General features: G+C 65.0%; 25 protein-coding genes and 1 pseudogene. 2 read left to right on the forward strand and 24 right to left on the reverse strand.

Translation table 11 applies throughout. From position 1 onward, the window contains the following. Nucleotide 1: 1 nt before the first annotated feature. From trbJ to trbB, 5 genes are read right to left on the reverse strand one after another with little or no spacing between them, the layout of a single operon-like run. Complete coding sequence (trbJ, locus tag SALA_RS13280) at nucleotides 2–724, reverse strand: P-type conjugative transfer protein TrbJ (RefSeq protein ID WP_011542881.1); 723 nt, start codon at nucleotides 722–724, stop codon at nucleotides 2–4. Then, the gene (trbE, locus tag SALA_RS13285; protein ID WP_011542882.1) at nucleotides 721–3,210 is read right to left on the reverse strand and encodes a conjugal transfer protein TrbE; all 2,490 of its coding nucleotides are present in this window, start codon (nucleotides 3,208–3,210) and stop codon (nucleotides 721–723) included. Before trbE ends, trbJ begins: the two co-directional genes overlap by 4 nt. Further along, nucleotides 3,207–3,476, reverse strand: coding sequence for a VirB3 family type IV secretion system protein (locus tag SALA_RS13290; RefSeq protein WP_011542883.1), 270 nt, complete (start codon nucleotides 3,474–3,476; stop codon nucleotides 3,207–3,209). Before SALA_RS13290 ends, trbE begins: the two co-directional genes overlap by 4 nt. Continuing rightward, complete coding sequence (locus tag SALA_RS13295) at nucleotides 3,476–3,820, reverse strand: TrbC/VirB2 family protein (RefSeq protein WP_011542884.1); 345 nt, start codon at nucleotides 3,818–3,820, stop codon at nucleotides 3,476–3,478. Before SALA_RS13295 ends, SALA_RS13290 begins: the two co-directional genes overlap by 1 nt. Beyond that, on the reverse strand, nucleotides 3,817–4,800 hold the full coding sequence (gene trbB, locus SALA_RS13300) for a P-type conjugative transfer ATPase TrbB (RefSeq protein WP_011542885.1): 984 nt from the start codon (nucleotides 4,798–4,800) through the stop codon (nucleotides 3,817–3,819). Before trbB ends, SALA_RS13295 begins: the two co-directional genes overlap by 4 nt. A gap of 412 nt (nucleotides 4,801–5,212) precedes the next feature. Here trbB and SALA_RS13305 point away from each other — a divergent pair, with 412 nt between their 5' ends. Next, nucleotides 5,213–6,319: a Fic family protein gene (locus tag SALA_RS13305; RefSeq protein ID WP_011542887.1), complete on the forward strand. Its 1,107-nt coding sequence runs from the start codon at nucleotides 5,213–5,215 to the stop codon at nucleotides 6,317–6,319. Here SALA_RS13305 and SALA_RS17725 read toward each other — a convergent pair. The 15 genes and pseudogenes from SALA_RS17725 to SALA_RS17370 form a co-directional block, all read right to left on the reverse strand. Beyond that, nucleotides 6,292–6,744 carry a ribbon-helix-helix protein, CopG family gene (locus SALA_RS17725; protein ID WP_011542888.1) on the reverse strand — a complete coding sequence of 151 codons (453 nt, stop codon included), beginning with the start codon at nucleotides 6,742–6,744 and terminating at the stop codon, nucleotides 6,292–6,294. The genes SALA_RS13305 and SALA_RS17725 overlap by 28 nt on opposite strands. Beyond that, nucleotides 6,741–8,804, reverse strand: coding sequence for a conjugal transfer protein TraG (locus SALA_RS13315; RefSeq protein WP_011542889.1), 2,064 nt, complete (start codon nucleotides 8,802–8,804; stop codon nucleotides 6,741–6,743). The genes SALA_RS17725 and SALA_RS13315 overlap by 4 nt, the downstream gene beginning before the upstream one ends. Before the next feature lie 34 nt (nucleotides 8,805–8,838). Then, complete coding sequence (locus SALA_RS13320) at nucleotides 8,839–10,584, reverse strand: relaxase/mobilization nuclease domain-containing protein (RefSeq protein ID WP_011542890.1); 1,746 nt, start codon at nucleotides 10,582–10,584, stop codon at nucleotides 8,839–8,841. A gap of 244 nt (nucleotides 10,585–10,828) precedes the next feature. Then, nucleotides 10,829–11,554: a lytic transglycosylase domain-containing protein gene (locus SALA_RS13325; protein ID WP_153802709.1), complete on the reverse strand. Its 726-nt coding sequence runs from the start codon at nucleotides 11,552–11,554 to the stop codon at nucleotides 10,829–10,831. A gap of 66 nt (nucleotides 11,555–11,620) precedes the next feature. Next, the gene (locus SALA_RS13330) at nucleotides 11,621–11,965 is read right to left on the reverse strand and encodes a DUF736 domain-containing protein (RefSeq protein ID WP_011542892.1); all 345 of its coding nucleotides are present in this window, start codon (nucleotides 11,963–11,965) and stop codon (nucleotides 11,621–11,623) included. After that, nucleotides 11,956–12,555 (reverse strand): S26 family signal peptidase, encoded by a 600-nt coding sequence (locus SALA_RS13335; RefSeq protein WP_011542893.1) that lies wholly within the window; start codon nucleotides 12,553–12,555, stop codon nucleotides 11,956–11,958. The genes SALA_RS13330 and SALA_RS13335 overlap by 10 nt, the downstream gene beginning before the upstream one ends. Further along, nucleotides 12,552–13,070, reverse strand: coding sequence for a DUF2840 domain-containing protein (locus SALA_RS13340; protein WP_011542894.1), 519 nt, complete (start codon nucleotides 13,068–13,070; stop codon nucleotides 12,552–12,554). Before SALA_RS13340 ends, SALA_RS13335 begins: the two co-directional genes overlap by 4 nt. Before the next feature lie 277 nt (nucleotides 13,071–13,347). Further along, complete coding sequence (locus SALA_RS13345; protein WP_011542895.1) at nucleotides 13,348–14,232, reverse strand: replication initiator protein A; 885 nt, start codon at nucleotides 14,230–14,232, stop codon at nucleotides 13,348–13,350. A gap of 4 nt (nucleotides 14,233–14,236) precedes the next feature. Continuing rightward, nucleotides 14,237–14,497, reverse strand: coding sequence for a helix-turn-helix transcriptional regulator (locus tag SALA_RS13350; protein WP_011542896.1), 261 nt, complete (start codon nucleotides 14,495–14,497; stop codon nucleotides 14,237–14,239). Nucleotides 14,498–14,624: 127 nt separating this feature from the next. Next, complete coding sequence (locus SALA_RS13355) at nucleotides 14,625–14,969, reverse strand: DUF2285 domain-containing protein (protein WP_011542897.1); 345 nt, start codon at nucleotides 14,967–14,969, stop codon at nucleotides 14,625–14,627. 63 nt (nucleotides 14,970–15,032) lie between these two features. After that, a pseudogene (locus tag SALA_RS17730) lies at nucleotides 15,033–15,146 on the reverse strand (DUF2285 domain-containing protein); the annotation flags it as partial. A 43-nt stretch (nucleotides 15,147–15,189) separates the two neighbouring features. Beyond that, nucleotides 15,190–15,396: a transcriptional regulator domain-containing protein gene (locus SALA_RS13360; RefSeq protein WP_041383376.1), complete on the reverse strand. Its 207-nt coding sequence runs from the start codon at nucleotides 15,394–15,396 to the stop codon at nucleotides 15,190–15,192. 134 nt (nucleotides 15,397–15,530) lie between these two features. Continuing rightward, nucleotides 15,531–15,848, reverse strand: a complete 318-nt coding sequence (locus tag SALA_RS13365) for a DUF736 domain-containing protein (protein ID WP_011542899.1) — start codon at nucleotides 15,846–15,848, stop codon at nucleotides 15,531–15,533. A 584-nt stretch (nucleotides 15,849–16,432) separates the two neighbouring features. After that, complete coding sequence (locus SALA_RS13370; RefSeq protein ID WP_237700880.1) at nucleotides 16,433–17,026, reverse strand: hypothetical protein; 594 nt, start codon at nucleotides 17,024–17,026, stop codon at nucleotides 16,433–16,435. Nucleotides 17,027–17,029: 3 nt separating this feature from the next. Further along, a complete protein-coding gene (locus SALA_RS17370; protein ID WP_011542902.1) occupies nucleotides 17,030–17,194 on the reverse strand; it encodes a hypothetical protein in 165 nt (54 codons plus the stop codon). A gap of 428 nt (nucleotides 17,195–17,622) precedes the next feature. Here SALA_RS17370 and SALA_RS13375 point away from each other — a divergent pair, with 428 nt between their 5' ends. Beyond that, complete coding sequence (locus tag SALA_RS13375; protein WP_011542903.1) at nucleotides 17,623–17,898, forward strand: HU family DNA-binding protein; 276 nt, start codon at nucleotides 17,623–17,625, stop codon at nucleotides 17,896–17,898. Nucleotides 17,899–17,991: 93 nt separating this feature from the next. Here the strand turns inward: SALA_RS13375 and SALA_RS13380 are convergent, their stop codons facing one another. From SALA_RS13380 to dpdJ, 4 genes are all read right to left on the reverse strand, one after another. Next, a complete protein-coding gene (locus SALA_RS13380; protein ID WP_011542904.1) occupies nucleotides 17,992–18,312 on the reverse strand; it encodes a DUF736 domain-containing protein in 321 nt (106 codons plus the stop codon). 606 nt (nucleotides 18,313–18,918) lie between these two features. Then, a complete protein-coding gene (gene dpdD, locus SALA_RS13385) occupies nucleotides 18,919–21,057 on the reverse strand; it encodes a protein DpdD (RefSeq protein ID WP_011542905.1) in 2,139 nt (712 codons plus the stop codon). After that, entirely contained in the window at nucleotides 21,054–21,581 is a 528-nt protein-coding gene (gene dpdK / locus SALA_RS13390; protein ID WP_011542906.1) for a phospholipase D-like domain-containing protein DpdK, read from the reverse strand. Before dpdK ends, dpdD begins: the two co-directional genes overlap by 4 nt. Next, nucleotides 21,581–26,140, reverse strand: a complete 4,560-nt coding sequence (gene dpdJ / locus SALA_RS13395) for a protein DpdJ (RefSeq protein WP_192807423.1) — start codon at nucleotides 26,138–26,140, stop codon at nucleotides 21,581–21,583. Before dpdJ ends, dpdK begins: the two co-directional genes overlap by 1 nt.

Consider the following 26,140-nt stretch of genomic DNA (forward strand, 5'->3'; position numbering starts at 1 on the left):
GTCAGTTCTTGCCCCGGAAACGCCGAAACCGTTCGCGCGCTTCGGCCTCGATCGCAGCGTTTCGCGCGGATTCGAGCGCCTGGGCGCGGCCTTGGGCGGCAATTGCGGCGGTGAGGTCGGCGAGCTGCTGCGACTGGAGCGCGAGCAGCTGGTTGCCGGCCTGCGCTGCCTGCAAGGCGCCGCTCGCTGACTGGCTGGCGCCGACCAGCGTGTCGATCGACGCGCGGGCGCCGTCAATATTGCCCACCACGCCGGCCTGCACGCGGAGCGCATCTTCGAGCGCACCGACGCTGTCTTCCCAGCGCGCATTGGCATTGGCGACCATCTGCGCGTGATCGCCGGTGAGCGCCGCGCCCTTGTAGCGACCGTCGAACGCTTGCTGGATGCTCTGTACATCATAGGCGATGCGCTGGGCCTCGCTCAGCAACTGACGGGTCTGGTTGACTTGGCTCTGGAGGGTGGACAGCGTCGAGACCGGCAGGCTGGCGAGATTCTTCGCCTCGTTGATGAGGCTGGTCGCCTGGTTCTGGATCTGCTGGATTTGATTGTTGATCTGTTGCAGCGCGCGGGCCGCCTGCAGGACGTTCGACGCATAGTTGGTCGGGTCATAGACGATGCCGCCGAAACCGAACTGCGCCTGTGCCGGAACGGCGGTCATCGTACCGGTGACGGACAGAGCGATAGCGCCGGCCAGCAGGGCGCGGCGAAGCGGATATTTCTTCATGAGCGTAACTCCTCGGGATCGAGCGGCAGCAAGAGCTCGTCGCTCGGGATGGATGCAGTCAGCGGATCGGGTTCGGGCAGCAGGGCGGCGGCCCAATAGAGGCCGCGGTGCCTGAGCCAATGGGCGGCGAAGGCGTGCGTCCCATGCTTGGCGACGAGCTCGCCGATGCGGATCTGGTCGGACTTTGACGATGCGGCGGTGAAGGCCAGCGCGACTTCGCCCAGGCCCAGTTCGAACAGCCGGTTGCCGCGCCGCGACTGACAATAATAATCGCGCTTGGGCGTTGCCCGGCTCAATATCTCGATCTGGCGATCGTTGAGCCCGAAGCGCTCATATACGCGTGCGATCTGCGGCTCGGCGGCGCGCTCATTGGGAAGGAAGATGCGCGTCGGGCAGCTTTCGATGATGGCGGGCGCAATGCTCGACGTTTCGATGTCGGCCAGGCTCTGGGTCGCGAAGATGACCGATGAATTCTTCTTGCGCAGGGTCTTCAGCCATTCACGAAGCTGCGCGGCAAAGGCCGGGCTGTCGAGTACCAACCAGCCCTCGTCGATGATGATGAGCGTGGGGCGCCCGTCGAGCCGACCTTCGATCCGGTGGAAGAGATAGGCGAGCACCGCGGCGGCCGATGCCGCGCCGACCAGCCCTTCGGTCTCGAATGCCTGGAAACTCGCCTCACCCAGATGTTCGGCTTCGGCATCGAGCAGCCGCCCCCAGGGTCCGCCGACGCAATAAGGGGCGAGCGCCTGTTTCAGCTCTTGGCTTTGCAGGAGCACGGCCAGCCCGGTGAGCGTGCGCTCGGGCGGCGGCGCCGAGGCGAGCGATCCGAGCGCGGTCCACAGATGCTCCTTGGCGGCGGGATCGACCGTGACGCCTTCACTGGAAAGGATGGCTGCAAGCCATTCCGCAGCCCAGGCACGCTCGCCGGGATCGTCGATCCGGGCAAGCGGTTGCAGGGTCACCCCCTCTCCACCGTCCCGGTCATGCAGTGCGCCGCCGAGATCCTGCCAGTCGCCGCCACAGGCGATCGCTGCCGCCCGGATCGAGCCGCCGAAGTCGAAGGCGAAGATCTGATTGTCGGCATAGCGGCGGAACTGCATTGCCATCAGCGCCAGCAGCACCGACTTGCCGGCACCCGTCGGCCCGACGATCAGCGTATGGCCGACATCGCCGACATGAAGCGAAAGACGGAACGGGGTCGAGCCTTCGGTCTTGCCATAAAGCAAGGGGGCATCACCGAAATGCTCGTCCCGTTCCGCCCCCGCCCACACCGCTGACAGGGGGATCAGGTGGGCGAGATTGAGCGTGGAAATCGGAGGCTGGCGAACGTTGGCATAGACATGGCCGGGCAATGACCCGAGCCAGGCCTCGATCGCGTTCATGCCCTCGATTGTCGCCGTGAAGTCGCGGCCCTGGATGATCTTCTCGACCAGCCGCAGCTTCTCAGCCGCCAATGCAGGATCGCGATCCCACACCGTCACGGTGGCGGTTACATAGGCGATCCCCGAATGGTCCGCGCCGAGCTCCTGCAAAGCGAGGTCCGCATCGGCCGCCTTGTTCGACGCATCGCTATCGGTCAGCACCGATGCTTCGTTGGTCATCACCTCTTTCAGGATCGCGGCGACGCTCTTGCGCTTGGCGAACCACTGGCGCCGGATCTTCGTCAGCAATTTGGTGGCGTCGGTCTTGTCGAGCATGATCGCCCGCGTCGACCAGCGATAGGGGAAGGCCAGCCGGTTCAGTTCGTCGAGCAGGCTCGGAAAGGTCGCCGTTGGAAAGCCGGTGGCTGTAGCCACGCGCAGATGATGCTCGCCCAGCTTCGGCTCGAGCCCGCCGGTCAGGCCCTCATCGGTGAGCAGTGCATCGAGATAGCAAGGTGTCTCGGGCACCCGCACGCGCTGGCGCCTGGTCGATACGCATGAATGGAGATAGGTCAGGGTCTCGGCGTCATCGAGCCAGCCCACCTCAGGCATGAAGCCTTCGACCAGATGGAGCACCCGGTTCGTCCGATCGATGAAGCCGGCCAGTTGCTCATGCGGATCGACGCCGCCGCCCGAACGGCCTTCATAGAGCCAGTTCTCCGCGCGGGCGGCCTCTTCGGCGGGCGGCATCCAGAGCAGCGTCAGATAATAGCCGCTCTCGAAATGGCTTCCCGCTTCCCGGAACTGCTCGCCCCGCTCCATATCGACGAGTGCCGATACCGGATCGGGAAACGCACTGTTCGGATAGTCCAGCGCGGGAACGCGCTGTGCTTCCACGAACACCGCCCAACCCGAACCGAGACGGCGCAGCGCATTGTTGAGTCGCGCGGTCACCGAAACCAGTTCGGCGGGCGTGGCGCTGTCGAGATCGGGACCGCGAAAGCGCGCGGTGCGCTGGAACGATCCGTCCTTGTTAAGCACCACGCCCGGCGCCACCAGTGCGACCCAGGGCAAGAAGTCGGCAAGAGACGTAGCGCGGCTGCGATATTCGGACAAATTCATCATGGCCGCATCCAGACCGGATATTTGAGGTGGCGGCGGGCGACATCGACAAACTGCGGATCGCGCCGCGCGGCCCAGACCGACAGTGCATGGCCGATCGCCCAGAGCGCGAGGCCGGCGATCCACAGGCGCAAGCCGAGACCGATGGCCCCGGCGAGCGTGCCGTTGACGATGGCGAGGCTCCGTGGCGCGCCGCCGAGCAGGATGGGCTCGCAGAGCGCGCGGTGGACCGGCGCGTAATAGCCCGGGATGTCGTCCGCGCTGTTCATCACACCAGCGCCCCGCCGCCGAAGCTGAAGAAGCTGAGGAAGAAGGAGCTGGCGGCAAAGGCGATCGACAGGCCGAACACGATCTGGATCAGCCGCCGGAACCCGCCCGAGGTGTCGCCGAAGGCGAGGCTGAGGCCGGTCACGATGATGATGATAACGGCAACGATCTTCGCCACCGGGCCTTCGATCGATTCGAGGATGGACTGGAGGGGCGCTTCCCAGGGCATCGACGAACCGCCTGCGTGCGCCGGCGCGGTGATGAGAAGCCCGGCGGACGTGACGGCCAGCACGCCGAGGCGATCGAGGGCGGTCCCGGCCAGCAGCCGGGTCTTCTTTGCTTTCATTTGGAGTCTCCTGCTTGTTCGGATGGGAGAAGGATGAGCCGGTAGTCGCCATCGGCGCCGAGCCCTTCGACGCGGGCCAGTTCGGCGAGGCGGCGGCCGTGGCCGTCACGGACCAGCACTGCGACGAGGTTGATGGTCTCGGCGATAAGCGCGCGCGGCACGGTCACCACCGCTTCCTGGATGAGCTGCTCCATTCGGCGCAGCGCACCCAATGCGCTACCGGCATGGATGGTGCCAATGCCGCCGGGATGACCGGTGCCCCAGGCTTTGAGCAGATCGAGCGCCTCGGCCCCACGGACCTCGCCGATGGGGATGCGATCGGGGCGCAGGCGCAGCGAGGAGCGAACGAGATCGGAGAGCGACGCGACGCCGTCCTTCGTCCGCATGGCGACGAGATTGGGCGCTGCGCATTGCAGCTCGCGCGTATCCTCGATCAGCACCACGCGATCGCCCGTCTGGGCCACTTCGGCCAGAAGCGCGTTGGTGAGCGTCGTCTTGCCCGTGCCGGTTCCACCGGCAACGAGGATGTTGAGCCGCTCCATAACGCCAGCGCGCATTGCGTCGGCCTGGGGCTGGGACATGATGCCCGCCGCCACATAGTCCGCCAGCGTGTACACCGCGACGGCAGGCTTGCGGATGGCAAAGGCCGGCGCGGTCACGACGGGCGGCAGCAGCCCTTCGAACCGTTCCCCTGTTTCCGGCAGTTCGGCCGAGACGCGGGGATTGCGGGCATGGACCTCGACGCCGACATGATGCGCGACCAGACGGATGATCCGTTCCGCGTCGGCAGGGGCCAATCGCCTTCCGGTATCGGCAAGGCCGGTGCCCAGCCGGTCCACCCACAGGCAGCCGTCCGGGTTGAGCATGACCTCGACGACCAGGGGATCGGTCAGCCAGTGTCCGACCATCGGGCCAATCGCGGTGCGCAGCATCCGCGCGCCACGCGATCTCGCTTCTGTATCGGTCCAGCTCGATGCCATCATGATCCCCGTTTCCGGCGCGGATCAGGATGTCCGCGCGACGGGGATGATTAAGAGACGCAGAAAAAGCGCGGATTCAACAAGGATTTGCGATCGTAGCAGGCTGGCGAAATAATACAGGAAATGGCGTAGGCTGCCGCGACCTGAAACGCCGCATCGAGGATGAGCGGCGCGCCATCGCTTGAGGACGCCTTCGACGTGATGAACCGCCGGATAGGTGGCGGCCGCTGCTGACCGGCGGTTTAGGGGATTCGCCGAAAGGCGAAGTGTGGTTGTGCGTTTGGGCCGTTTCGTAAACCGCCTGTATCGTAGATGCGGTGAAAGCCGCCTTATTCGCCGCATATCATGCGGTGAATATTCTTGCCCTTTGCGGTGAATAATCGCTATATTCGCCGCAGAAAGTGCGGTGAATATGGTCTATATCCACGAACTGCCGGACTGGCCGAACCTGCGCTGGAGCGACCAGCAGCTTGCCCAGCCGCTCGCCGCCGTGCGCCACCGACAGGGACGGTTGATCGGGCACATGGAGGCGCTTGGCTTCCCGCTGCGCGAGGAAGCCGTGCTTCAAGCACTCACCGAGGACGTTATCAAATCCAGCGAGATCGAGGGCGAGGTGCTGGACAGGGAGCAGGTGCGCTCCTCCATCGCCCGCCGTCTCGGCATGGACATCGGCGGTTTGGTGGAAGCGGATCGCAACGTCGAGGGCGTTGTCGAAATGATGCTCGACGCCACGCAGAACTATGCGCAGCCCCTGACCGCCGAACGGCTGTTCGGCTGGCACGCGGCGCTGTTCCCCACCGGACGCAGCGGCATGAGCCGTATCACCGTGGGCGCATGGCGCACCGCCGAAGCTGGCCCGATGCAGGTTGTCTCGGGGCCGATTGGCCGCGAGCGCGTCCACTACGAAGCCCCTGCATCGGAGCGGCTCGACGCGGAAATGGCGCGTTTTCTCGACTGGTTCGAGACGGCGGCACCCGACCCCGTCCTGAAAGCCGGAATCGCGCACCTATGGTTTGTCACCATCCACCCCTTCGATGACGGCAACGGGCGCATAGCGCGTGCCATCGCCGACCTTGCGCTGGCGCGCGCGGAGGGCACCGCACAGCGTTTCTACAGTATGTCCGCGCAAATCCGGGTCGAGCGCAAAGCCTATTACGATATGCTGGAGCGGGCGCAGAAGGGCGACTTGGACATCACGCCCTGGCTGCTGTGGTTCATCGGCTGCCTTGATCGCGCCTTCGACGGCGCTGAAACCATCCTCGCCAGCGTCATGCGCAAGGCGCGGTTTTGGGAATCGGTCGCGGGCCAGCCCTTGAACGAACGCCAGCGCAAGGTCGTCAACCGTCTGCTGGACGGCTTCGAGGGCAAGCTTACCAATGCCAAATGGGCGGCGATCACCAAGGCATCGTCCGATACCGCCCTGCGCGACATCAACGATTTGCTCCGGCGCGGCATCCTTGAGAAGGAGCCGGCCGGTGGGCGCAGCACCAGCTATTCACTGGTGCTGCCCGAGTCCTGATCCGACCGAGTCGACCTCGTTACATCTTCAGCGATCTCGTTCCTGAACCGCGGCCCAAGCTCCATGCGCCGGTTCAGCATGTCTACAAACCGCTCCCATCGCTGACGACCCTGCGCCCTCGCGGCCTGCGTAGCGCCATCCGGGAGCGATGGCGTCGCATTGAGCCAGTTTCGCACAAACAGCGCGAGAGTCTCGTTCGACAGTTCGACATGCCATTCGAGGCGGCCAAGATCACGGGTCAGCCGGTCGAGCCGGCGGGCAAGCGCTCCTTCAAGTCGCTCGGCAGCATCGGGCGACAGAAAGGACTCCAGCGCAGCCTCGATGATCGCGGCCTGGCTGGCGTTCCGCGCGGCGGCGTGATCGGCGAGACGGCGCACCAGATCAGCCCGTAGCCGGATGCTGCGCTTGACGTGGCCTCCACTCACAGCACGATGCCGTCATCCGGGTCGAGCGACGCGTTACGGGCATTGCGGCGCATGGTCCGCTCCGCCTCGCGTTTCGCCCGTGCGGAATCCTCATCCTGATTGTCCTCATCGGGCGTTTCTTGCCCAGACATTTCCTTCGCCGGAGGAACGATTTCCTCATGCTCGCCAAGATCGGGCTCGCGGCGGATGCCAGCATTGGCTGCGTCGGTAGAAGCGTCAGCCTGATCGCCTTCCCGGATGCCCTGCGGCTCCGCATCATCGGCTTCCGCCTTCCCGCCCCCGTCATCAGCCGCGGGAAGATTGGAGGGTGGGGCTGACGGCGCATTCACCGGTATGAGAGTGGACCAGTCATCCTTGGGCCGCCGCTTCGGATCGAGTGGTTTGGGTGTCGGTGGCGGCAGCAACCGCACGGTAAAGCGCGGATCGGTGAAGTAGCGTGCCTTCATAGCCCGGATTGGCGGTACGCCGCCCACCATGACAATCTCCTCCTCCGGGGACAGCTGTATGATCTCGCCAGGCGTGAGCAAGGGTCGCGCCGTCTCGGTTCGTGAGACCATCAAATGTCCGAGCCAGGGCGAGAGCCTGTGCCCGGCATAGTTTTTCATCGCGCGCATTTCAGTGGCGGTGCCGAGCGCATCCGAGATCCGCTTGGCGGTGCGCTCGTCATTGGTCGCGAAGGCGACGCGGACATGGCAATTGTCGAGGATCGCATTGTTCTGCCCATAGGCCTTCTCGATCTGGTTGAGGCTCTGGGCGATGAGGAAGGCCTTGATCCCGTAGCCCGCCATGAAGGCGAGCGCGCTTTCAAAGAAGTCGAGCCGCCCGAGCGCCGGAAACTCGTCGAGCATCAGCAGCAGCCGGTGCGGACGGCCTTTGGGATTGAGTTCCTCGGTCAGACGCCGGCCGACCTGGTTGAGGATCAGGCGGATGAGCGGCTTGGTGCGGCTGATGTCTGAAGGCGGCACGACGAGATAGAGCGAGACCGGTGCCGGCCCATCGACCAGATCGGCGATGCGCCAGTCGCAGGCCCGCGTCACTCTCGCCACGATCGGATCGCGATAGAGGCCGAGGAACGACATGGCGGTGGACAGCACGCCCGAGCGTTCGTTCTCCGACTTGTTGAGCAGCTCGCGCGCGGCGCTGGCGACGACAGGATGCACCCCGGCCTCGCCCAGATGGGGCGTGGTCATCATCGCCCGCAGCGTGGTCTCGATCGGGCGACGCGGATCGGAGAGGAAGGCGGCGACGCCGGCCAGCGTCTTGTCTTCCTCCGCATAGAGAACATGGAGGATGGCGCCGACCAGCAGCGCGTGGCTGGTCTTTTCCCAATGATTGCGCTTCTCGAGGCTGCCTTCGGGATCGACCAGCACGTCGGCGACATTCTGCACGTCGCGCACTTCCCACTCACCCTTCCGGACCTCGAGCAGCGGATTATAGGCGGCGCTGGCCCGGTTGGTCGGATCGAACAGCAACACGCGCCCATGGCGTGACCGGAAGCCTGAGGTGAGCTGCCAGTTCTCGCCCTTGATGTCGTGGACGATGCAGCTTCCCGGCCAGGTCAGGAGCGAGGGTATGACGAGACCTACGCCCTTGCCCGACCGGGTCGGTGCGAAACACAAGACATGCTCGGGACCATCGTGGCGCAGATAGCGCTGCGCGAAGTGGCCAAGAACGACGCCGTCGTCGCCGAGCATCTTCACCCGCTTCACTTCGCGCTCGCTGGCCCAGCGCGCCGAACCATAGGTTTCGGCTTTCTTCGCTTCCTTTGCGCGCCAGACCGACAGGACGATCGCGATGACGATCCCGGCCATCGCGCCCGACACCGCGATGAGCGCACCGGTCTCGAAGATCTTCGGCGCATAGGCGTCGAACGCGAACCACCACCAGAAAAAGGCAGGCGGCGGATAGATCGGCCATGACCCCAGCGAGAACCACGGCTCACCCAGCTCGGGCTGATAGGCGAGTGCATGGGCAGTCCATTGGGTCGCCGCCCAGATGCCAGCCAGCGTCACGCCGAAGACGGCGATGACCTGGCCCCAGAGGATACGGGTTGCGTTCATGGGATGAAGCTCCTGCTGATGAAGATATCGAGGATCACAGGCCAAGCCCCCTTCCGCGGCCGAGCGACCAATCGACGCCGCCACCGGGCGTCATGGTGCCGCTGATATGCTTGCCCAGATGCTGTTCGAGTGCCGGCCGCCAGGGCACGAGCTGAAAACCGAGCCCATTGTCGATCATCGCGAACCGGCCTGAGGCGAGCGTCACGCGCTCACGATAGACGCCGCTCACATAATCACCCGCCGCTGACGGCCGATGCGCCAGGCCCGTGCGGCGGGCGATGGCGTCGGTCGCCTGATCGACTTCATTGCCCTTGAGGGTCGCGATGAGGTCGCGCGCGAACAGGAACCCGGCGCCGCGCCGCTGCGCGAGGCCGACGCCTTCGAGATGGAGGGAGCGCGCTTCCATCGCATCGCGGATGTCCTGCCCGAACCCACTGCCGGCCGCGACCGGCTCACGAGCGATGAGCTGGCGGTCGAGCCAGGTCGCGCCGGGCGCGTTCACCTGCTCGGCCAGGGTCAGGTCCGAGCGGGTCGCGAGCGACAGGCGCGTATTGCCCCTGGCGTCCTGCCAGCTCCGCGTCTCGACAATCGCCCCGGGTCTGGCGTCGCCGGTCATCTCCATATCGTCGAGGCGCAGATGATGCGTTCGCCCGTCGGCGCCCTCGATCACCACATAGGCCGTGCCCGCCAGTTCGTCGTGCAGACCGCGCTCGACCAAGCGGCCGATGATGGGATCGGCCGGGGCTTCACCATGGAGAGCGAAGCTGCCGGGATCGGGCACGCGGCCGCCGTCGCTCATCGCCCGGTGCATGGTCTTGATGATGTCGGTGCGGATGGAGAGGTCGCGCAGCGTCTTTTCCGCGCCGGGCCTCAGCGACCAGACCGCCGGTCCTTGCCCGTAGGCAAGGCCCAGCCGTTCGAGCTTGCCGGCGCGGCCGATCAGCAGGCGGCGCATTTCGGGATCGTCGCCACCACCCGGACGCAGATCGACCATGCCGGTCATCTCATCAGCCATGCGCTGCAGACGGTGATCGAGGCTCGTCCAGCGATTGGCATCAACTTCCTGCTCTAGGGCTGCGCGGATCTCCTGTTCGGTGCGCGGTCCGAGTTCCATCGTGACGCGCTCCTCCGCGCGGGCGCGCATGCCTTCGCGGATATAGTCGCGGTCGATCACGAGATCGGCACCGGTCTCGTCGACGCCGCGCACGAGGACATGGATATGGGGATTGTCGGTGTTCCAATGATCGACGGCGACCCAGTCGAGCCGGGTGCCGAGATCGGCCGCCATGTCGTCCATCAGTTCGCGGGTGAACACCTTGAGGTCGGCCATCTGGCCGGCATCCTCGGGCGAGACGATGAAGCGGAAATGATGCCGGTCATCCTCGCAGCGTTCGGCGAAGGCGTCGCCGTCCGCCTGATCTGAGCCGGCATCAAACAGGCTGGCATCGCGCCCGTCGCGCGTCACGCCATCGCGCTTGAGGTAGGCGATATGCCGGGCGAGCGGCGCGGCGCGGAACTTCGATCCCTTGTGCCTGACCACACGGGCCTTGATGACGACGCGCCGGGCATTGGACGGAGCGCGGGTGCGCAGACGCGCGATGCGGCCTCGACCATGGCGCCCCGTGCCTTTGCCGCGTGACGGCCCCCGGCGGCTGTACCCCGCCTTGGCCGCTGCCCGGCGAACCTGTGCCGCGAGGCTCTGGACCTTGCGTCCCGAGCCCTTGCCAGCATCGCGGCTCCTTCCCGGCCGAACCCGGAAATCATCGTCGCCGACAGTCATGTCAGCCGCGAAATCGGCGCTGCCACCCGCCGATCTTTTGAAATCACGGGATAATCGGAAAATCGCGCCACCTGGCCGATCAGGGTGCCACCGGAAAACCTCCCCGACTTACAACCACATGCGCGTCCACAGGTGGCACCCCTTTTATCTCGCCATCGACTTTCCCCTTCGATTCCAGTGCGCTGTGCTCTTTTCCGACGCTGTAGATTCCACGCCTGCCAACGCCAACGGACGCCATGACCGCTCATTGTTCGCTCTGCCCGGAAAGGGGGACGAAGAGGCCGTGCGAACCAGGCGATGAAGGGCGCCGCGGGAGGCCCGAGGGCAACGAGACAGGCGCGGATGCAATGTCGCCGGGCTGAGATACGGGCGCGGGATCGGCGACGGCTTGGCTGTCATCCAATCCGCCGTCACCACGCAGCACGAACAGCGCCGCGTCGTGCCAGGATGGTGCAGCCGGTGCGCGCGGAATTGCAGGCACGACGGCAGGCGAAGCGATGCCGGAGGTGCCGAGGTTGGGCGCGAGCTTCGCGACATAGGTGATCGTCTCGTCGGGAAGCGGACGGCCGCGCCGGCGCCAGTCGTCGACACGGCCCGGCCCAGCATTATAGGCAGCGAGCGCGGTGGACAGATCGCGATACCGATCGACCATCTCGCGCAGATAGGCCGCGCCGGCATGGATATTGGCGCGCACATCCCAGGGGTTGTCGCCGAGCCCGTAGCGTGCGGTGAGCTGACCCCAGGTGCCGGGCATGATCTGCATGAGCCCCATGGCGCCGGCGCGTGAAATCGCCGCCGGATCGCCGTTGCTCTCGGCGCGCATCACCGCCCAGATCCATGCCTCGGGAAGGCCGAAGCGCTGTGCGGCGTCGGCAACATGGGCAGCGTAGGGATGCGCCGTCGCGACAGCGGCAGGCGCGGTGGCCAGCACAGTCGTAGCCGGAAAGAGGGAGGCGAGTGTGCCGGTCAAGGCCGATGCGCTAGCGAGGCGAACGGCGCAGGACCGGCAGCGCGACGCGAAGCGGATGCGCACGGTTCACTCCGCTTTCGGACGCCGCAGGCGCGGCGACCAGAGCAGGACATGGCCGTCATCGCCGCGATTGGAGCGCAGGAGATTGGCGCGGATCGGACGAGCGAAACCCGGACAATCGAGCTGGATCGTGACGAACACGCCGGTCTTGCCGTCATGGTTCCAGCCCGATCCGACCTCGGGACCAATGCCTTCAGGTACGCTATCGTCGGCGAGATGGACGCGCCAGTCCGGTGCGCGGCCCTGCCCGGTGAAGCCGGTCGGCACGAGCCGCAGCGCGACACCGAGCGTGAGCGTGCGCAGACGGCCGACGAACCCGTCGCCGTCTTGGGTGAAGCAACCTATCTGCATAAGATGACTCCTTCTTCGCTGGTGAGAGGGGCACCCCGCGCGCAGCCGGAGCGCCAGCGCAGCGGCGCATTCGGTGTGTCGCGGGTGAGGATCGGGGTGGCGCGGCCGATCAGGCCGGAGGCTGGAATCGGCCCGAAATAGCGCCCGTCGAGGCTGTCGGGCGCAGCATTGAGCAGGAACAGTTGGTCGGTCCTGAGGACGCGGCAGCCGCGCCAGACCGGCAACGGTCGGCCATGACCGTCGGACGCGCGCGCGACCGCGACGGTGCGCCCGTCGATCGTCACCGTCCTATCGCGGCGGCAGATCAGCGCGCCCGGACGCGCGGCGACATGCTTGAGCAGCGGCACGCCGGCAGGGAGATAATGGCGCTCGGCCATGAACCGGGCGAACGCGGGCGGCGGCATGATGGCGACCATGTCGCCGACCGCAGGCCGGGCAAACGGATGGACGCGGTAAAGCCCGATCGGCGCGCTGGCGCTGGCGTTCCAGAGCAACAGCTTGGGCAGCGGCAGAACTGCCGCGACCAGCGTGAAACCAATTACGGCGCCGGCGATGTGCGGCACGAAGCGGGAGAGCGGACGGCGGCTCATTGACCCAGCGCCTTGCGCTTGAGCCATGCCTGATGGCGCTCCGCCGTATAGACGCGTGCAGGTTCGCCTGCGCTCAGCCGGTTATGGACATGCCGCCAATGCTCGGGCGCGATGTCGCAAGGATCGAGGTCTTCGGCCTCGATCCTGTCAATGATCTCGAGCACCTTGCGGACCTTCGGCCAGCCTTGGATCGAGAGCAGCAACTCACCGCCCGGCCGCACGAAGGGTGCGGTCGTATAGGCCTCGCCCGGACGAACCGCGCGCAGGATGTCGATGCGCGAATGGACAGTACCGAAGTCGTTGGCCGACCAGCGCACGAACGCGACGACGGCATCGGGCCGGAAGGCCACGATGCGTGTCTTGCGGCTGACGATGCGCTCCGACGCGATCCGGCCGAAACGAATCCAGTGCTCGATCCGCTTCTCGATCCAGATCAGTTCGATCTCGGTGCAGTCCTTGCGCAGCGGGTCTGCAGCACGCGAGCGGACGCGCCCACAGGCAGGCTGGTGGGTCATGAGGCTTCTCCGGTAATGGAAATGAAGAGCAGCCCGCCCGCCGCCGAGCGGCAGCGTGGCAGCAATGCGGGCGTCGGCGCGCGCGGCGCGAAATCCGCAGCCCGGCGCCGGGTTAGGAAGAATATGAAATATTCTTCTCTATTAGGAGGGTTAGAGGGGCGTCGATTTTGCGCAGATTTCTGCGGGACTCCGGACCATGCCGGTTCCCGATAGGACGACTCTCGGGTTCCCGATGGGACGACTCCGGCGGTTACTGATAGGACGACTCGCACGGGTCTTATCCACAGGCCGGGAGCTTGAGCCGGCGCATGGCGGCTTCGAGCGGATCTGCCGGAACCGGCGCGAAATTGAGCCGCTCCTTGCCCAGGGCATGTTCGATCCTGAGCGTGTAGCCGGGAAGCGGCTGGCGCTGCACGATCGCGCGCAATTCGAAGGCGAAGCGCTTCAATGGCGAGAGCGCGCCCGACTTCAGGTGCAAATGCTCGAAGTCGAAGCTCCAGCCTGCCGCCTGGCGGCCGCCATGCTTGCGCACGATCCGGTAGAGCCAGCGTTCGAGACCGCCGGTCAGATCGAAATAAGCCCGATCGATTGTCAGCACGAGAGCGCGGTCGAGCACGCCCGCATAGAACCAATCGGGCAGGATCAGCTCGATCCCGAGCGGCCGCCCTTCCGCATCGAGCCGCTCCTGCCACTCGTTAATCCAGGAGAAGCGATGGCGGCGGCGCTGATGCTGTTGGCGGATCGATGTGGCGACGGTCGTCGATTGCAGCCGGTCGAGCGCGGCTTTGAGGCGGTCATAATTGTCGCGGCCCGTCCCGCGTCGGATATAGGTCAGTATCTCATGCGGGGTCGTCGCCATGAGCCGCGAGGTAGCCCGCCCGGCATCGCGTGCCTCGACGAGCTGGCTCGCCGCCCAGATCAAGATGTCGGCATCCCAGATGGTCGCCATGCCATGTTCCGGCACGGCTTCGACCGAGATCCACGTCTCGCCCATCCGAAAATCGATCGGTGCGACGCGCCGCGATTTGGCAAGGCTGAAGAAGGGCCAGGACATGAGATCCTGGGCATCGCGCGGCGCCGGATTGGCCGGCACCGAGCGGAACAGGTCGAGCTGCGTGCGCTCGATCCGTGTCTCCGCAGAGAATGATGGGCGGCGTGGCACGGCCTCAGCGTTCCGTCAGCGCGCTGAACCGCTTGGCGGGAAGGCAGACGCCGGTGCCCGGATCGGAGGTCGAACGCCGCCGGCCAAGTTCCGCCCAGGCATCGAGCGCCTCGATCGAATAGACGACACGTCCGCCCAGCTTGTGGAAATTAGGGCCGGTGCCGTAGCAGCGATGCTTTTCGAGGGTGCGCGGGGAAAGGCCGAGCCGCGCGGCGGCATCGGGGGTCTTCAGAAACTGCGGCGAGCGCAGTGCGGGTTGTTCCATGATGTTCCTCCATCGAAGCCGGGATCACGCACGGCGGCGATCAACCGGACTGGAGGAAAGTGGCGGAGCATGAGCGTCGGGATGGAGCGGCTGTTTTGCGTTGGCTATTTTTGTCGCACCGGCGGGATCAGCCGCGCAGCAAGGCGCGATATCCTCCGTTCATGAGAGCGAGCGCCTCGTCGATCAGGCGCTGGGTGCGGCGGCGCTCGGCGGAGGATTTCCATCCATTGCCGCGGCCGATGGTCATGGCAGGATAGACATAGCGACGGGCGATCTCGTGGGTCGTGATCCCGGTTCGCTCGCGGCCGAGAACGGCATCGAGAATGTCGAGAAGCATGCCGAGACGCCGCCGCTGGAACGGCGTCGGCGCGAAGCCGGGCGGCAGGCGCATGGGCGGGGCGCCTGCCAGGCGCCGATCGAGCCGCTGCGCTGCCGCGTGGCGTAGATCGATCGCCTCGTCGCGCACGATCACATAGGCAAGCGCACTGCCTTTGAGCGGATCGCGGACCCAGAGGCGGTGCGGGCCGTCGATGTCGCCGAGGACGACATGACGGCCGGTCGAGAGTGTGCGGTCGGCGAGGATGATCGGCCAGGCATCGAGATCGAACGACGCAGCTTCGGCGAAGCCGGACGGCGCCGTATCGAGGATGACCGTCGTCGGCGCGAGCGACGCCTGCCAGAGCGCGGGTTCCTCAGCCGCGAACGAGCCAGGCGCACAAGGGAAAGGCGAGGCCCCAGCGCCGGGCCATCACCTCCTGCTCCTCGGCGGAGCTCCGCCTCGCGCGCATGACCTTCTGATAATCGGACTGATAGCGGGGATTGCGCCGCAGAAACTCCTGTGCAAATCCCGGCTTGTCGAGAAGGCGCCGATCGCCATCGCTGGGCTTTTCGCCGGACATGCGCGTTCCCCCGAATGCAGGAGCGCAGGCTGTCGTTTGGCGTTTTTGCGGGCTATTCCAACAACTAGGGAGGCGGATCCCCATTTATGGGGATGTCCGCCGGCTCAGTGAGAGCCGGCGGATCATTCCGAGCGTCAATCGCGCTCGCGGCGGGCAGGCCGGTTCCAGACCAGGTCATGTTCGCCATCCTCGCCTGCGAAGAGCTGCGCGAAGATGGGAGCGACGAAGCTGGGATCATCGAGCTTGACCGAGAGATAGGGCCGGTCGTCGCTGGTCCGCTTGCTCCAGGCCGCACCGACCTCGACGTCGCCGACATAGACCCGGTGGCTGGGCGCATTGCCGCTGGCCTGTTCGTCCGCGACGATGCGGACCGACTTGGCCTGAACCGAGAGAGTGACGATCTGGCCCCGGAGTTCACCCGAAACTTGTCTGAAGCTGCCGATCTTTGCCATGATGTCTGTTCCTTTCGCTTCGAACCCGCGCCGATCGCGGCCTCGATGCGTTGGACAAGCCGGCAGGCGAACGGCGCCGCAGCCGAAGGCCCGCAGCGAAGCGGAGGATGGCTCGGACCGGACTTTCTTGGTCCGCGAGGAACGGCGGCACGCCGGGGGAAGAAAGTCTGGGCAGAGCCGTTGCGGCAAGACGGGCGAGCGTCAGCGGCCTGACGGCAACGAACGCATCGACACGAGGCCGTGCATGGCGCGGCGCGAAATCCAGGGGAACGGCATTGGCCAAGACCCGGACATCAAGGATTCGGGTGAACGGGTGCTGGAGGATTGCCTCGGCTCTGGGCCGGTACTGTCGCGCACGGCATCGCATCGGGTGCCCGCCACCGGTCTGGGATCGGCGTGTCGGTTCCAAGCGCCGGGAAGACGTCAGTCTGTCGGCCGCTCGTCAGCGCAAACCGGCGATCGGCTTCTTTCCCATCATCGCCATAGCAGCCGTGAGGCATGATCTGGTCCGAAACCGGCTCCGCACGGAAACAGCCATGCAGGGAACATACCCGGCTTTGATCGGGCGGCGGATATCCGGATCGTTACCGCACAGTTGTTGCGGGATCGCCTGCGGCGGCCTGCGCCGGTTCTGCAATCTCGAATCTGGCGAGCCGGATCCATGCGGTGACCGCGATGGTCACGCCGCCGATCCAGCTCACAGTCGAGAGCATCACGCCCGGATCGATCGCGAGCCCGATCACGCCCTGGACGGCGTGATAGCCGACAATGCCCGCGGGGACGGCGAACAGCAACGCGATGGCCAGCCTGACGATTGGCGAGCGGATGACCGTGAAGAGACACTGACCGACGACCAACACCGCGACACCCGCCGCGAAGCCGCCAAGAACGGCGGCGAGATAGCCATAGTCGTGATCGCGTATCCAGAATGCGAGGCTGATACCACTGGCAACCGGCAGCGCATAAACGGCGAGACGGAAGAGCAACCAGAGGAGGTAAAGGCCGGCGAATAGGCCGAGAACGAGAAAGATGGTCATGAACAGCGTCCTTTCGAAACGTGAATCGTCGGACGCGCTCGCCACCACCTCCACAGCGCTATGTTGCGACGGCGAGAATAGCGCGCGGAAGCACTGGCCGAAACGGAAATCTGCCTTCGACGGGCAAGCGAGCTGATCCACCGATCAGGATGGGAATGGGTCATATTCGTGCACCACCTGCGCCGGATTGCCGTCAAACTCGTCCCAGGGCATCACCGCGTAGCCGTGGTCGGTCCTGATAAGAACGACGACCGTCATCAGCGTCTTTGCGAGGTTCCAGGCGAGCGACTGGGCGGTGGAAAGCGGCATCACGCGAACTCCTGTCCGGTAAGCGGAGACCATCCCCGCAGGGCAGGTGCCCCGGCGGCCGGGGTCTGGCCGCAATCACCGCGCCGGCTTGTCCAAGCGGCCGCACGCGCACGCGTAGCGGACCCTTTACGGGTTGATTGAAGGAGGCCGGATTTCGGCCACAGGGATCAGCGCCTCACCCGAGCGGTGATGGTCTCCGCTTGCCGGACGGGGCCAAGGTTCACCGCTGCCACCTCGTCGTTCGGCTGGAAACTGGCATCGACTGACGTGAACTTCCTGTGGCCGCAACGGGTGGGAGCCTGATGCTGCTGACTGGCATGATGCGCGACGGAAGATGACCGCGAAGCGACTGCTGCTTAGGGTGTCGGACCGCCTGCAACGATGTGATTCGTGTCCGGCGGACAGTTTTGAAAAGTGGAGTGATCTTCGTGAACAATAGCGACCTAGCCGACGCCCTTGCCGCCTCGAACGGCATTTCCAAGTCCGATGCGCGCAAATATGTCGATGGCGTCTTCGCCGCCATCGCGGACGCGGCAGCAAAGGGCGAGGAAATCTCGCTGAACGGCTTTGGCAAGTTCAAGGTAAAGGACAGCCCGGCGCGTGAGGGCCGCAATCCTTCGACCGGCGAAACCATCCAGATCGCTGCGTCGAAGAAGCTGACCTTCGCACCCGCCAAGGCGGTGAAGGACAAGCTCAACGGTTAAACACGGTGATACCGGGACAGGCTCGGGCCTGTCCCGCATCTGCTGATCGTGGGAAAGGGGGTGGCCCCGCCCGTGAGCGGGGCCGGAGCCGGATCAGGCCGGCGGATTCCAGATGATGACCTTCTTCGTCGGGTCGTCGCCGGGCGCGTTGGCGATATTACCGTAGATGGTGCCGAACTCGGGCGCGGACAGCGAGACCGAGACATATTCGGCGCCCGTATTCTGCGAGAAGCGGTTCCAGCCTGCGCCCAACTCGAAGCCGTTCTTGCGGCTGATGATGCGATAGTCGGGTTCGGATTCCTTGGCCTTGCGGGCGTTGGGGATGATGGCAATCGGTGCCGAAACGGTGAGAGTGGCGAGCGTACCTTCGAGGCTGCCGTCGTTCTTCACGGTGAGGTTAGCGATAGTGGCCATGACAAAAACTCCTTCGGTTGCTCGGGGACCATCCCCGATGGCGCCCAAAGGAGAGCCCGGTTGCCGACGTCACCGCAGCGCAAGCGAAGGGGAACCCCCTCGCGGGGTTGACGGCATTAGGCGGCCGAGGATCGCATGCAGGCGACAAGGAGGGGTCGGTCTCCAGCAGTCGGAGGGCACCCGCCCTGGCCACAGCTTGCCGGTGAAGTCAGATACTGACGGTTCGCTTCCCACTGTCTTTGAACTGGCAGTCTGCCAGTCGAATGGCTTCAAGGTCACTCTCCTCTACATCGACGAGGACGCAGAGGACGAGGAAAATGAAACCCGTGAGCTTGAAGCAAGGTGGACACCTTTGTTGAAGGCCCGTCAGACGTCAGTTTTCATTACGCGTCCGCGCCGATGGCCACCATGTTGAGATTGCACTTTGGCTTGGCTTCTTCGGCTTCCAGCTTCGTCGCGACTTACGAGACCGGGGAAGCCGACAGTTTGATCAGATTACGTGATTCTTCGGGCGGTACCATTCCACATTCCCGCGAGGGGCTCGCGTGTCGCCGGCATTCTGCCCAAAACCACAGTCGCTATACCTGACAAGTCAGACTTAAATTATCATGCCTTTTTCAATAGATGGGCCTCAATAGCTCGCACTATGCTCGAGAATCCCTTCCCTTGCGAATAGAGCAATGTTCGACCGCCGCGATGCTCACGGATGAAATCCGTAGCTGCGTGCTTTGCCGATAACCAGGTCATCACGAAGAGATCGGAATTCTCCGCCAGTGCGCGCAGCCGAGGGCTACCGCCGTGATCGGCATTTGTATCGACCGTGACGGACGGCGAGATCTCCTCCAGAACAGCCTTGGCTTGCCGGCTTGAGGATTCGGTCAGCGAATAGATGGCAATGCGCAAGCCAGCCAGGCGGCTAGCCAAGCCATCATCCGCGGGCTCGACATCGGTTGCCGGTGTTACCGGCGGCGACCAGCCGAGTTCGCTCGACAACAATCTGACCGCGATCCGCTGAATGCGGGTAAGTCGGCCATAGATTGGAACGATGCGGGCAAGAATGCGATGGAGGAACGTCTCGCGGGCACTCGCATCGGGTGTGGCGGCGTTCATGAAACTCTCAACAAGCTCCAGAACCCAATAGATCATATCGACGCCAAAGCCGTCACCGGCGATCTCATCGATATCGGCGATCAGGTCGCGATAGGCCTTTTGGTCAAGGCCCGAGGCCAGAAGCCCTTCAACCAACACTTGGCTCGACTCGTAGATAGTTGCTCCGCGCGCACTCCCGAGCGCAAAGAGGGTCAATAACCCACCATAGATCGGCGACAGAGCAGCCCTTGGGAATTCGTCGTCTCTCTGCAGCCAGGCGACCAGATAGGGCAAGGCCTGGCTAGTGCGATCGGCGGCAAGCTTGTTGCCTTGGGCCTTTTCGAGCGCTGCGACGAAGGCACCTACCGCGACCGGATCGCACGCCGATGCACCGATCTCCCACTCATCCTTCCCCAGCCTTGCGATATCAAGTGCATTGGCGAAGGCCGGATCTGCAGCGCGATCGAGCCAGGCGATCCAGGATTTCGGCGGCGCAATATTCGCCAGTTCATCAGTCGCCTGCACGATCGGCCGGAACGGCATGGTCTCATGCAGCAAGGCCAGTTCATCGGGACTGAGCCGCGCCATCGCTGCCATTGCGTCAGCAAGGAGGTCGATGCTGTCGACCGCATCGGCCTGTACCAGCGCTTCACGCGCGGCATCGATCGGGGGCGCAACCCCGATCTCTTGAGGCGCGAGCGGCGCCTGCGTCGGCAACAGTTCTGTGATCCAGCCCAGGTCCTGCGCCGGGTCGGCAAGGATGGCGAGCAGGTCCTGGCGACCGGGATCTGAGAGTGCTTCCAGACCGAGGAGCCGCCATCCACCCACCCGCAACCCTGGCGGTGCAGCGGTGATAATCATCGACTGCACGAAGGACTGGGCCGAACCCTCGAACGCAGCGCGCGTGTCGGCCACATTCTCGGCGTCGAACGGTCCAGCAATATGGGTTCGATACAACGCTTCCAAGAGAACCGCGGTGACGGCGGGGGTTCTCCGCGCGACGCACAAGCTTGCAAATTCGGGAAGCGCGACGATGGACGCCCAATCCCCAAAGGCGGCAAGCAGTTGGACCTCGAGAAATTTGACGTTGAGCGCGTCGAGGCGGAGTTCGCTGCGGAGGCGGTCGAGAATGCCGGTGGCCGCATCGCGGCGCCCGACGTTGAGATAATCCTGGAACTGCGCCAGCAGCCAAGAGGTCGGGACTGGGGCCGAGCGCTGCAATTCGGGCGCGCGCGAAAGCGTGTCGCGCGCGCGCAGGACAGCGCGCAAGGCCGCAACGCGCGCGCGATCGTCGGCCGGCAAGCGCATGATCGCGGTGACAGCGGGCGCGGCACGTTGGAGGCGGGCACCGATCGGATCGATAGCGGCGAACGGCTCTGGCACGCCGTCGAACCCGGTAAGCGTCGGTCCGGCGAACGCCAGCAGGACGGGCTTGAGCCGCCGCCAGTCGGACATGGTCGGCGCCGCAACATCGATCTGCATCGATCCGGCACGGTCGATGACAGGAACGAGCGCACCGGGAAATGTCTCGGAGATCACCGATTGGGTCACATCCGCGCACAATGCGGCGATTTCATTGCTCGCGCTCGCGCATGGCTGGAGGGCGACGAGATCTGCCAGTACGGCCTGCGCCGCATCGAGGTTCGGGCCGATCATGTCATCTGGCTTTCCCAGCGCGATTCAAGCTCGATCGATTGCTCGGCGACCGCCGCCGGGTCGGTACGCAGTACGAGATGTTCGCCGTTGATCGAAATGCCGTTGAGCGTGAGATTCATCGAACCGCTCAAGAAGTAGTCGGCACCGAGCAGGCCCTTGGCGTGGAAACTCTTCTCCACGGTCCATTTGATCTGATCGCCGTAGCGCGCCTTGAGTGTCTGAAGGCGAGCGATGAAATAGTCATTGTGGCCGTCCGCGCGGATCACCAGCCGAAGTTCGACGCCACGGGCGAGTAAGGCGCGGAGCACTTGCGACAAGCGGATCGGCGCCGCCGGCCAATCCGGCTCGAGCGCTGCGAACTCGCGCGCGGAATTGTCGATGATCTCGACATCGCTGATCCAAGCGAAGAAAAGCCACAGCTTCGGGCTGGGATGGATGAGTTCGGCGACGAACAGGCTTTGAAACAGGTCGCGGACTGCCCGCGACTGTGCCGGGCCATGGAGATCGCGTGACGGATAGAGCATCAGACCTGCTCCCTCAGGGTCAGCGTCGCGAAAATTCTGCCATCGGCGCGTTCGACCCGCTCGGTGGCGGGGAAGAACTGAAGCACACCGACGCTGACAGGGGTCGCCGAGAGGCGAACGAGGGCGGCGCGGAACAGCCGGGCCTCGCCCGCATCGGCAACGAGCCGTGCCGTACCCTGGGCTTCAAACGCGGTTGCTAGCAGAGTCTCCCAATCGGGATCGCTGAAGTCGATCGTCGCGATCGCCCGGCTGAGCAGCAGATTGCGGACGACAGCGGGGTCCGTCGAACGCATCTGGCGGAACGGATGATAGGACTGCAGGACACGCTGGCGCACTTCATTCGCGCGCGGCCAGAGCAAGCTCGTGATTGCCGACAGGACCGTTACATGCGCGATGGCCGCCGCTGGCAGTGTCGCCGCGAGGAACGCTCGAACGGCGCTCGAAAGAGTGGCGTCGCGGCTCGCGATATAGGCATATTCGCGCAAGCCGATGGCAATGCCGAACCGGTCCTGCGTCGCATCCCAATGCGTTTGCAGGTCGAGCAACAACCGATCGAGTTGGGGACCCGAGCCGGCGCGCAGCAGGCGGTTGTTGAGCGAAACCGACAGCGCATGGCTCAGATCGATTCCACCGCGCTGCGCGAGCGTGTGTGAGAGCGTCCGCCACAGGATCGCGCGCTCACCGTGCGAGTTCGTCGCACGCAGTCGCGTAACCTGTTCGCTGACCTCGACATCGTCGATGGCGAGGGTCAGGATCTCACGCAAGCTGCCATCGACCAACTCCAAGTCGCTGGGCGCAAGCGCCGCGTTGAGCGCCGAGAAGAACAGACGCGGTTCGGAGGCAAAACGGTCGGCGAAGGCTTCGAGGACACCAGCGCCGCCAAGTGTCGTCTCGCTGATCCAGACGCTTGCGACATCGGACGTCGCGTCATCGCGGATATCGACGAGGAGGGTGTCAACGGTGGCCTGTCGCGGTGCCGCGGCGATGCACGCCTGGAGCATCGCCTCGCCGAGCGTTTCGAGGATCAGGCGACGAAGCCAGGCGCTGAACATCGCGGGATCGACCGCGATCAGTTGCGCGGCAAGCGCGCGCAACCGATCCCGGACGACCGGACGGCCGAGTTGCTGGAGCAGCGCCTGCTGCAAACGCCCTCCACCGGCTGCCGCACCGGCGCCAGCAACTTCGCCAGCAGGATACCCGCCATTACCATCAGCACCATCGTCGGCATCGCCATCTTGCGTATCGTCGCTGTCGGGCGGCGTCGGCGGCATCGCGCCGAACACAGCGTCCATGACAGCACCGAACACGCTTTCGATCCGGTCGTCGTTAAGAAGGTCGGCGATCGTCTCCGCCAGTGGCCGATTGTTGGTCGCAGCATCGGCAAGCAATGCCGACAACAGGAACTGGACCAACCATTCGCGCTGAAACTGGTTTAGGTCGTCGGGCAGTTCCGGGTCCAGCCGGATCAGGTCGCGAACATAGGCGAGTTTGCTTGCGGCGAGGACATCGGGCGGCAAGCGATCACCGTTCAGCATGTCGGCATGCGGCAAGGCGAGATCGAGCCGGAATCCGTCGACCTCAAGTTCAAAGCCGACCGCGGCGGGTCGATTGTCATTGCTGGTGAAGGTCAGCGTGACGGGAAAATCGTCCTGTAACGTTCGGACATTCGCCCGCGCCGTCCCGGCGAAGCGCCGAACACTGACGCTCGAGCGGAACCGGTGCAGATGGAAGTCGATGGCGCGGACATGGTGGCGCCATTCCGACCGCGTCGGGACCGGCACGCCGAGGGCATCGCCATTGGCGACAATATCAGATTGCCAGACGAGTTGGGCGTTGCTGCTCGGCAGCGCCTCGGTGCGGGCGGCACGTTCGAGGCGCACGGTCCATGGTCGGAAGACCAGGAGCGGCGCTCCGCCGACATGATCATTGAGGCTGCCGGTAAAGCTGCCTACGAACTCATGTTCGGGCGCGTAGTCGCTGATCCGGCGTTCCTGCTCGGGAAACGCTGGATCGACCGGAATCCAGTGCGACAGTGCGCCGCGCTCATGTGCGAAGCGGCGGGTCACGCGTCCCGGTGCGAATTGATTCAGCGCCTGGAGGATCGGCATCTGTTCGACTCGTTCCTCGTGATTGACCGTCGCGGGCGGGATGATGACCCGCACTTCCGGCAAGCTCAGGTCGCTGAACAGGTTGCGCGGGACGAAATCGGGCAGCGGATGGTGATCGACCTGCAGATCAAGCGTCGCGCCGGCATTTGGGATCGCGAGTTGCCAGCCGCGGAACAGCCGCCGGACCAACGTCGGCACCGCCTCGAGCAGAAGCGAGCGCGGCGCTTCCCAGAGCAATGTTTCGGCCGCCGGTCGGTCGATCCCGAGCGCTCCCATCAGATAGCTGCGCAGATCGTCGATGGTGGCGGCGTCGCCTTGCACCAACTGGGTCAGCTTAGCGCGGGTGCGATCGAGAACGGCACGCTCGGCGGGGCTCGCCTGCGGCAACGGGCGGCTTAGGAGGTTCCACTGCCAGGCCTTCTCATAGCCCACGGTGGTCGCTGCCAGCCAATCGAACAACGCGAAGACAGCCTGAATCTTCATCACATACGGATTGCGGATCGGGAGATATTGCGGCTCGAGCGAGGGGTCGAACAGATGCTCGAACGCCTGGTAGAAAGCGCGGTCGCGGCCATAGTCCGACAGGACAGTGAGCGTGATCGGGCGCATCGCGCGATCGCGGCCGGCGCGTCCCTTGCGCTGCAGGAACGACGCCATGCTGCGCGGCGCCTTGTGCTGGATGACCGCGCCGACGAGCGGGTCGTTGAACCCGACCTCAAGCGCAGCAGTCGCAACCACGATATTGGCCGATTGATTGACTCCGGCGTCCTGTGAGGTGGTCCGCCCGACGACCAGGCGGCGATCGAGCGGATGGCCGATGTCCTCGCAGATCCGCCAGCGCTGGCCCTCGACATCGCGAACCGCGGCATCGGGACCGGCCCGGCGGATGTTCGCAAGGGGCATCCGCGCCGCATCGGGTCGACCGAAAATCGTGAATGCCTCGGCGTCGCGCAGATCGTCGTAGAGGCGATTGGTGACGTCGAGGTCATCGGTGAAAAGAAAGGCGCGCCGGCCAAAGGTGCCTGACACGTTGGTTGCGCCGGGCGGATCGAGCAGCCGGGGCAGCAGCATCGAGGTCTGGATCGTCGTCGAGAGCAGCGACGCGCGCGACGCCGGGTCGCCACGTAGCAGGATTTGATATTCGGCGCCCTGTTCCTCGAACTCTTCGAGCGTCGGCGTGATCTCGACCACGTCATCCAAGGCCGCGCCGGTCAGATCAGAAAAGAAGCGCGCCGCATCGCCTAGCGTGGCGGAGAGACCGACCCAGGAGATCGGTGCCGCCAGCAAATGCCGCCATCGCCGGAGCGTCAGCGCGGCCTGCGCGCCGGCTCCACCCTCATAGGTGTGCACTTCGTCGAGCAGGGCCACCAATGGCTTGCGCCCGAGCGGGAGACCGACGCCGAACAGACCGCGCATCCAGTGATCGGACAGGCGCTGGTTCAGAATCTCGGTCGTGGTGAACAGGATGTCGGGCGGAATGCGCTGTAACCGGGTCCGGGTCAGCACGATCTGGTCGTCGCCGATCATTTGGCCGCAGGCGGGTTGAACACAGGCCAGCCGCTCGGTGGTCGCGGCGATATCAACGCCGCGCCAGACGAGCTCGTCGTCGCAGCGCGGACAGCGCATCCAGGGGCAGACAAAGTCCTCGCCGCGCCGAACCCAACTCTTATCGATCAGTTCCTGCCGGGTCGCACGGGTCGGTGTCTTGCCGAACAAGGCACCGATGATCAGCGGCCGGCGCCCGTGCGCGGCAAGCGTCTGATCAATCGTCCGCGCCATGCGAAACGCTTCGGCAAACTGGTCCTTGAGCAGCTCAATTCGCGGGTAGATCGCGATCGCTTTGACCCAATGATCGGCATCGATCGCTTCACCAATGCGGATCATTCCGGGCAGGTAGAAGGCGATGGTCTTGCCACTGCCGGTGCCAGCGGTGACGATTGTGCCGCCATCGTCCGTCGCGGACGACAGACGCAGCGCCGCGCGCTCCTGAAAGCCGGCAAGCTTCATTCCGTCGCGCGAGGTCAGCGTCCGCCAGAGGTCCTCACGCAGTTGTGACCCGCCCAGCACTGATGCATGCTCGGTGAGGATATCGGCGGGCAAACGCCGTCGCTCGGGAAAGAGCCGCGGCCGGCAGTCCACCCGAAAGTCGGCGACGAGGGACGACGCACCCTGCCACGGCTTGTTGGGGAAGAGCTGTCGGTTGGCAGCCAGCAGCCGCATCATCTCGGCAAAGCGCGACCGGATACGGACGTCGCCGCCGACGCTCGCCATCTCGAAGATTAGCTTGGCATCGATCAGTTCCTCGACGAGATCCTGCCCGTCAGTGCCACTTACTCCTGCCGCCGCGCACACCTGATCGCCGAGATCGAAGGCTTCATCCTCGCTCAGAGCGCCATCGGTGAACCCCCATTCGAGGGAGCGCATCTCAATGGCTTCGATGCGGTCGAGCAC

The organism is Sphingopyxis alaskensis RB2256, from assembly GCF_000013985.1.
In the GTDB taxonomy this organism is placed as follows: Bacteria; Pseudomonadota; Alphaproteobacteria; order Sphingomonadales; family Sphingomonadaceae; genus Sphingopyxis; species Sphingopyxis alaskensis.

Excerpts from the sequence above, each read along its gene's own strand:
- trbJ (WP_011542881.1), bottom strand. The coding sequence starts at position 724 with ATGAAGAAATATCCGCTTCGCCGCGCCCTGCTGGCCGGCGCTATCGCT.
- trbE (WP_011542882.1), bottom strand. The coding sequence starts at position 3,210 with ATGATGAATTTGTCCGAATATCGCAGCCGCGCTACGTCTCTTGCCGAC.
- SALA_RS13290 (WP_011542883.1), bottom strand. The coding sequence starts at position 3,476 with ATGAACAGCGCGGACGACATCCCGGGCTATTACGCGCCGGTCCACCGC.
- SALA_RS13295 (WP_011542884.1), bottom strand. The coding sequence starts at position 3,820 with ATGAAAGCAAAGAAGACCCGGCTGCTGGCCGGGACCGCCCTCGATCGC.
- trbB (WP_011542885.1), bottom strand. The coding sequence starts at position 4,800 with ATGGCATCGAGCTGGACCGATACAGAAGCGAGATCGCGTGGCGCGCGG.
- SALA_RS13305 (WP_011542887.1), top strand. The coding sequence starts at position 5,213 with ATGGTCTATATCCACGAACTGCCGGACTGGCCGAACCTGCGCTGGAGC.
- SALA_RS13315 (WP_011542889.1), bottom strand. The coding sequence starts at position 8,804 with ATGAACGCAACCCGTATCCTCTGGGGCCAGGTCATCGCCGTCTTCGGC.
- SALA_RS13320 (WP_011542890.1), bottom strand. The coding sequence starts at position 10,584 with ATGACTGTCGGCGACGATGATTTCCGGGTTCGGCCGGGAAGGAGCCGC.
- SALA_RS13330 (WP_011542892.1), bottom strand. The coding sequence starts at position 11,965 with ATGCAGATAGGTTGCTTCACCCAAGACGGCGACGGGTTCGTCGGCCGT.
- SALA_RS13335 (WP_011542893.1), bottom strand. The coding sequence starts at position 12,555 with ATGAGCCGCCGTCCGCTCTCCCGCTTCGTGCCGCACATCGCCGGCGCC.
- SALA_RS13340 (WP_011542894.1), bottom strand. The coding sequence starts at position 13,070 with ATGACCCACCAGCCTGCCTGTGGGCGCGTCCGCTCGCGTGCTGCAGAC.
- SALA_RS13350 (WP_011542896.1), bottom strand. The coding sequence starts at position 14,497 with ATGGAACAACCCGCACTGCGCTCGCCGCAGTTTCTGAAGACCCCCGAT.
- SALA_RS13360 (WP_041383376.1), bottom strand. The coding sequence starts at position 15,396 with ATGTCCGGCGAAAAGCCCAGCGATGGCGATCGGCGCCTTCTCGACAAG.
- SALA_RS13365 (WP_011542899.1), bottom strand. The coding sequence starts at position 15,848 with ATGGCAAAGATCGGCAGCTTCAGACAAGTTTCGGGTGAACTCCGGGGC.
- SALA_RS17370 (WP_011542902.1), bottom strand. The coding sequence starts at position 17,194 with ATGCCGCTTTCCACCGCCCAGTCGCTCGCCTGGAACCTCGCAAAGACG.
- SALA_RS13380 (WP_011542904.1), bottom strand. The coding sequence starts at position 18,312 with ATGGCCACTATCGCTAACCTCACCGTGAAGAACGACGGCAGCCTCGAA.
- dpdD (WP_011542905.1), bottom strand. The coding sequence starts at position 21,057 with ATGATCGGCCCGAACCTCGATGCGGCGCAGGCCGTACTGGCAGATCTC.
- dpdK (WP_011542906.1), bottom strand. The coding sequence starts at position 21,581 with ATGCTCTATCCGTCACGCGATCTCCATGGCCCGGCACAGTCGCGGGCA.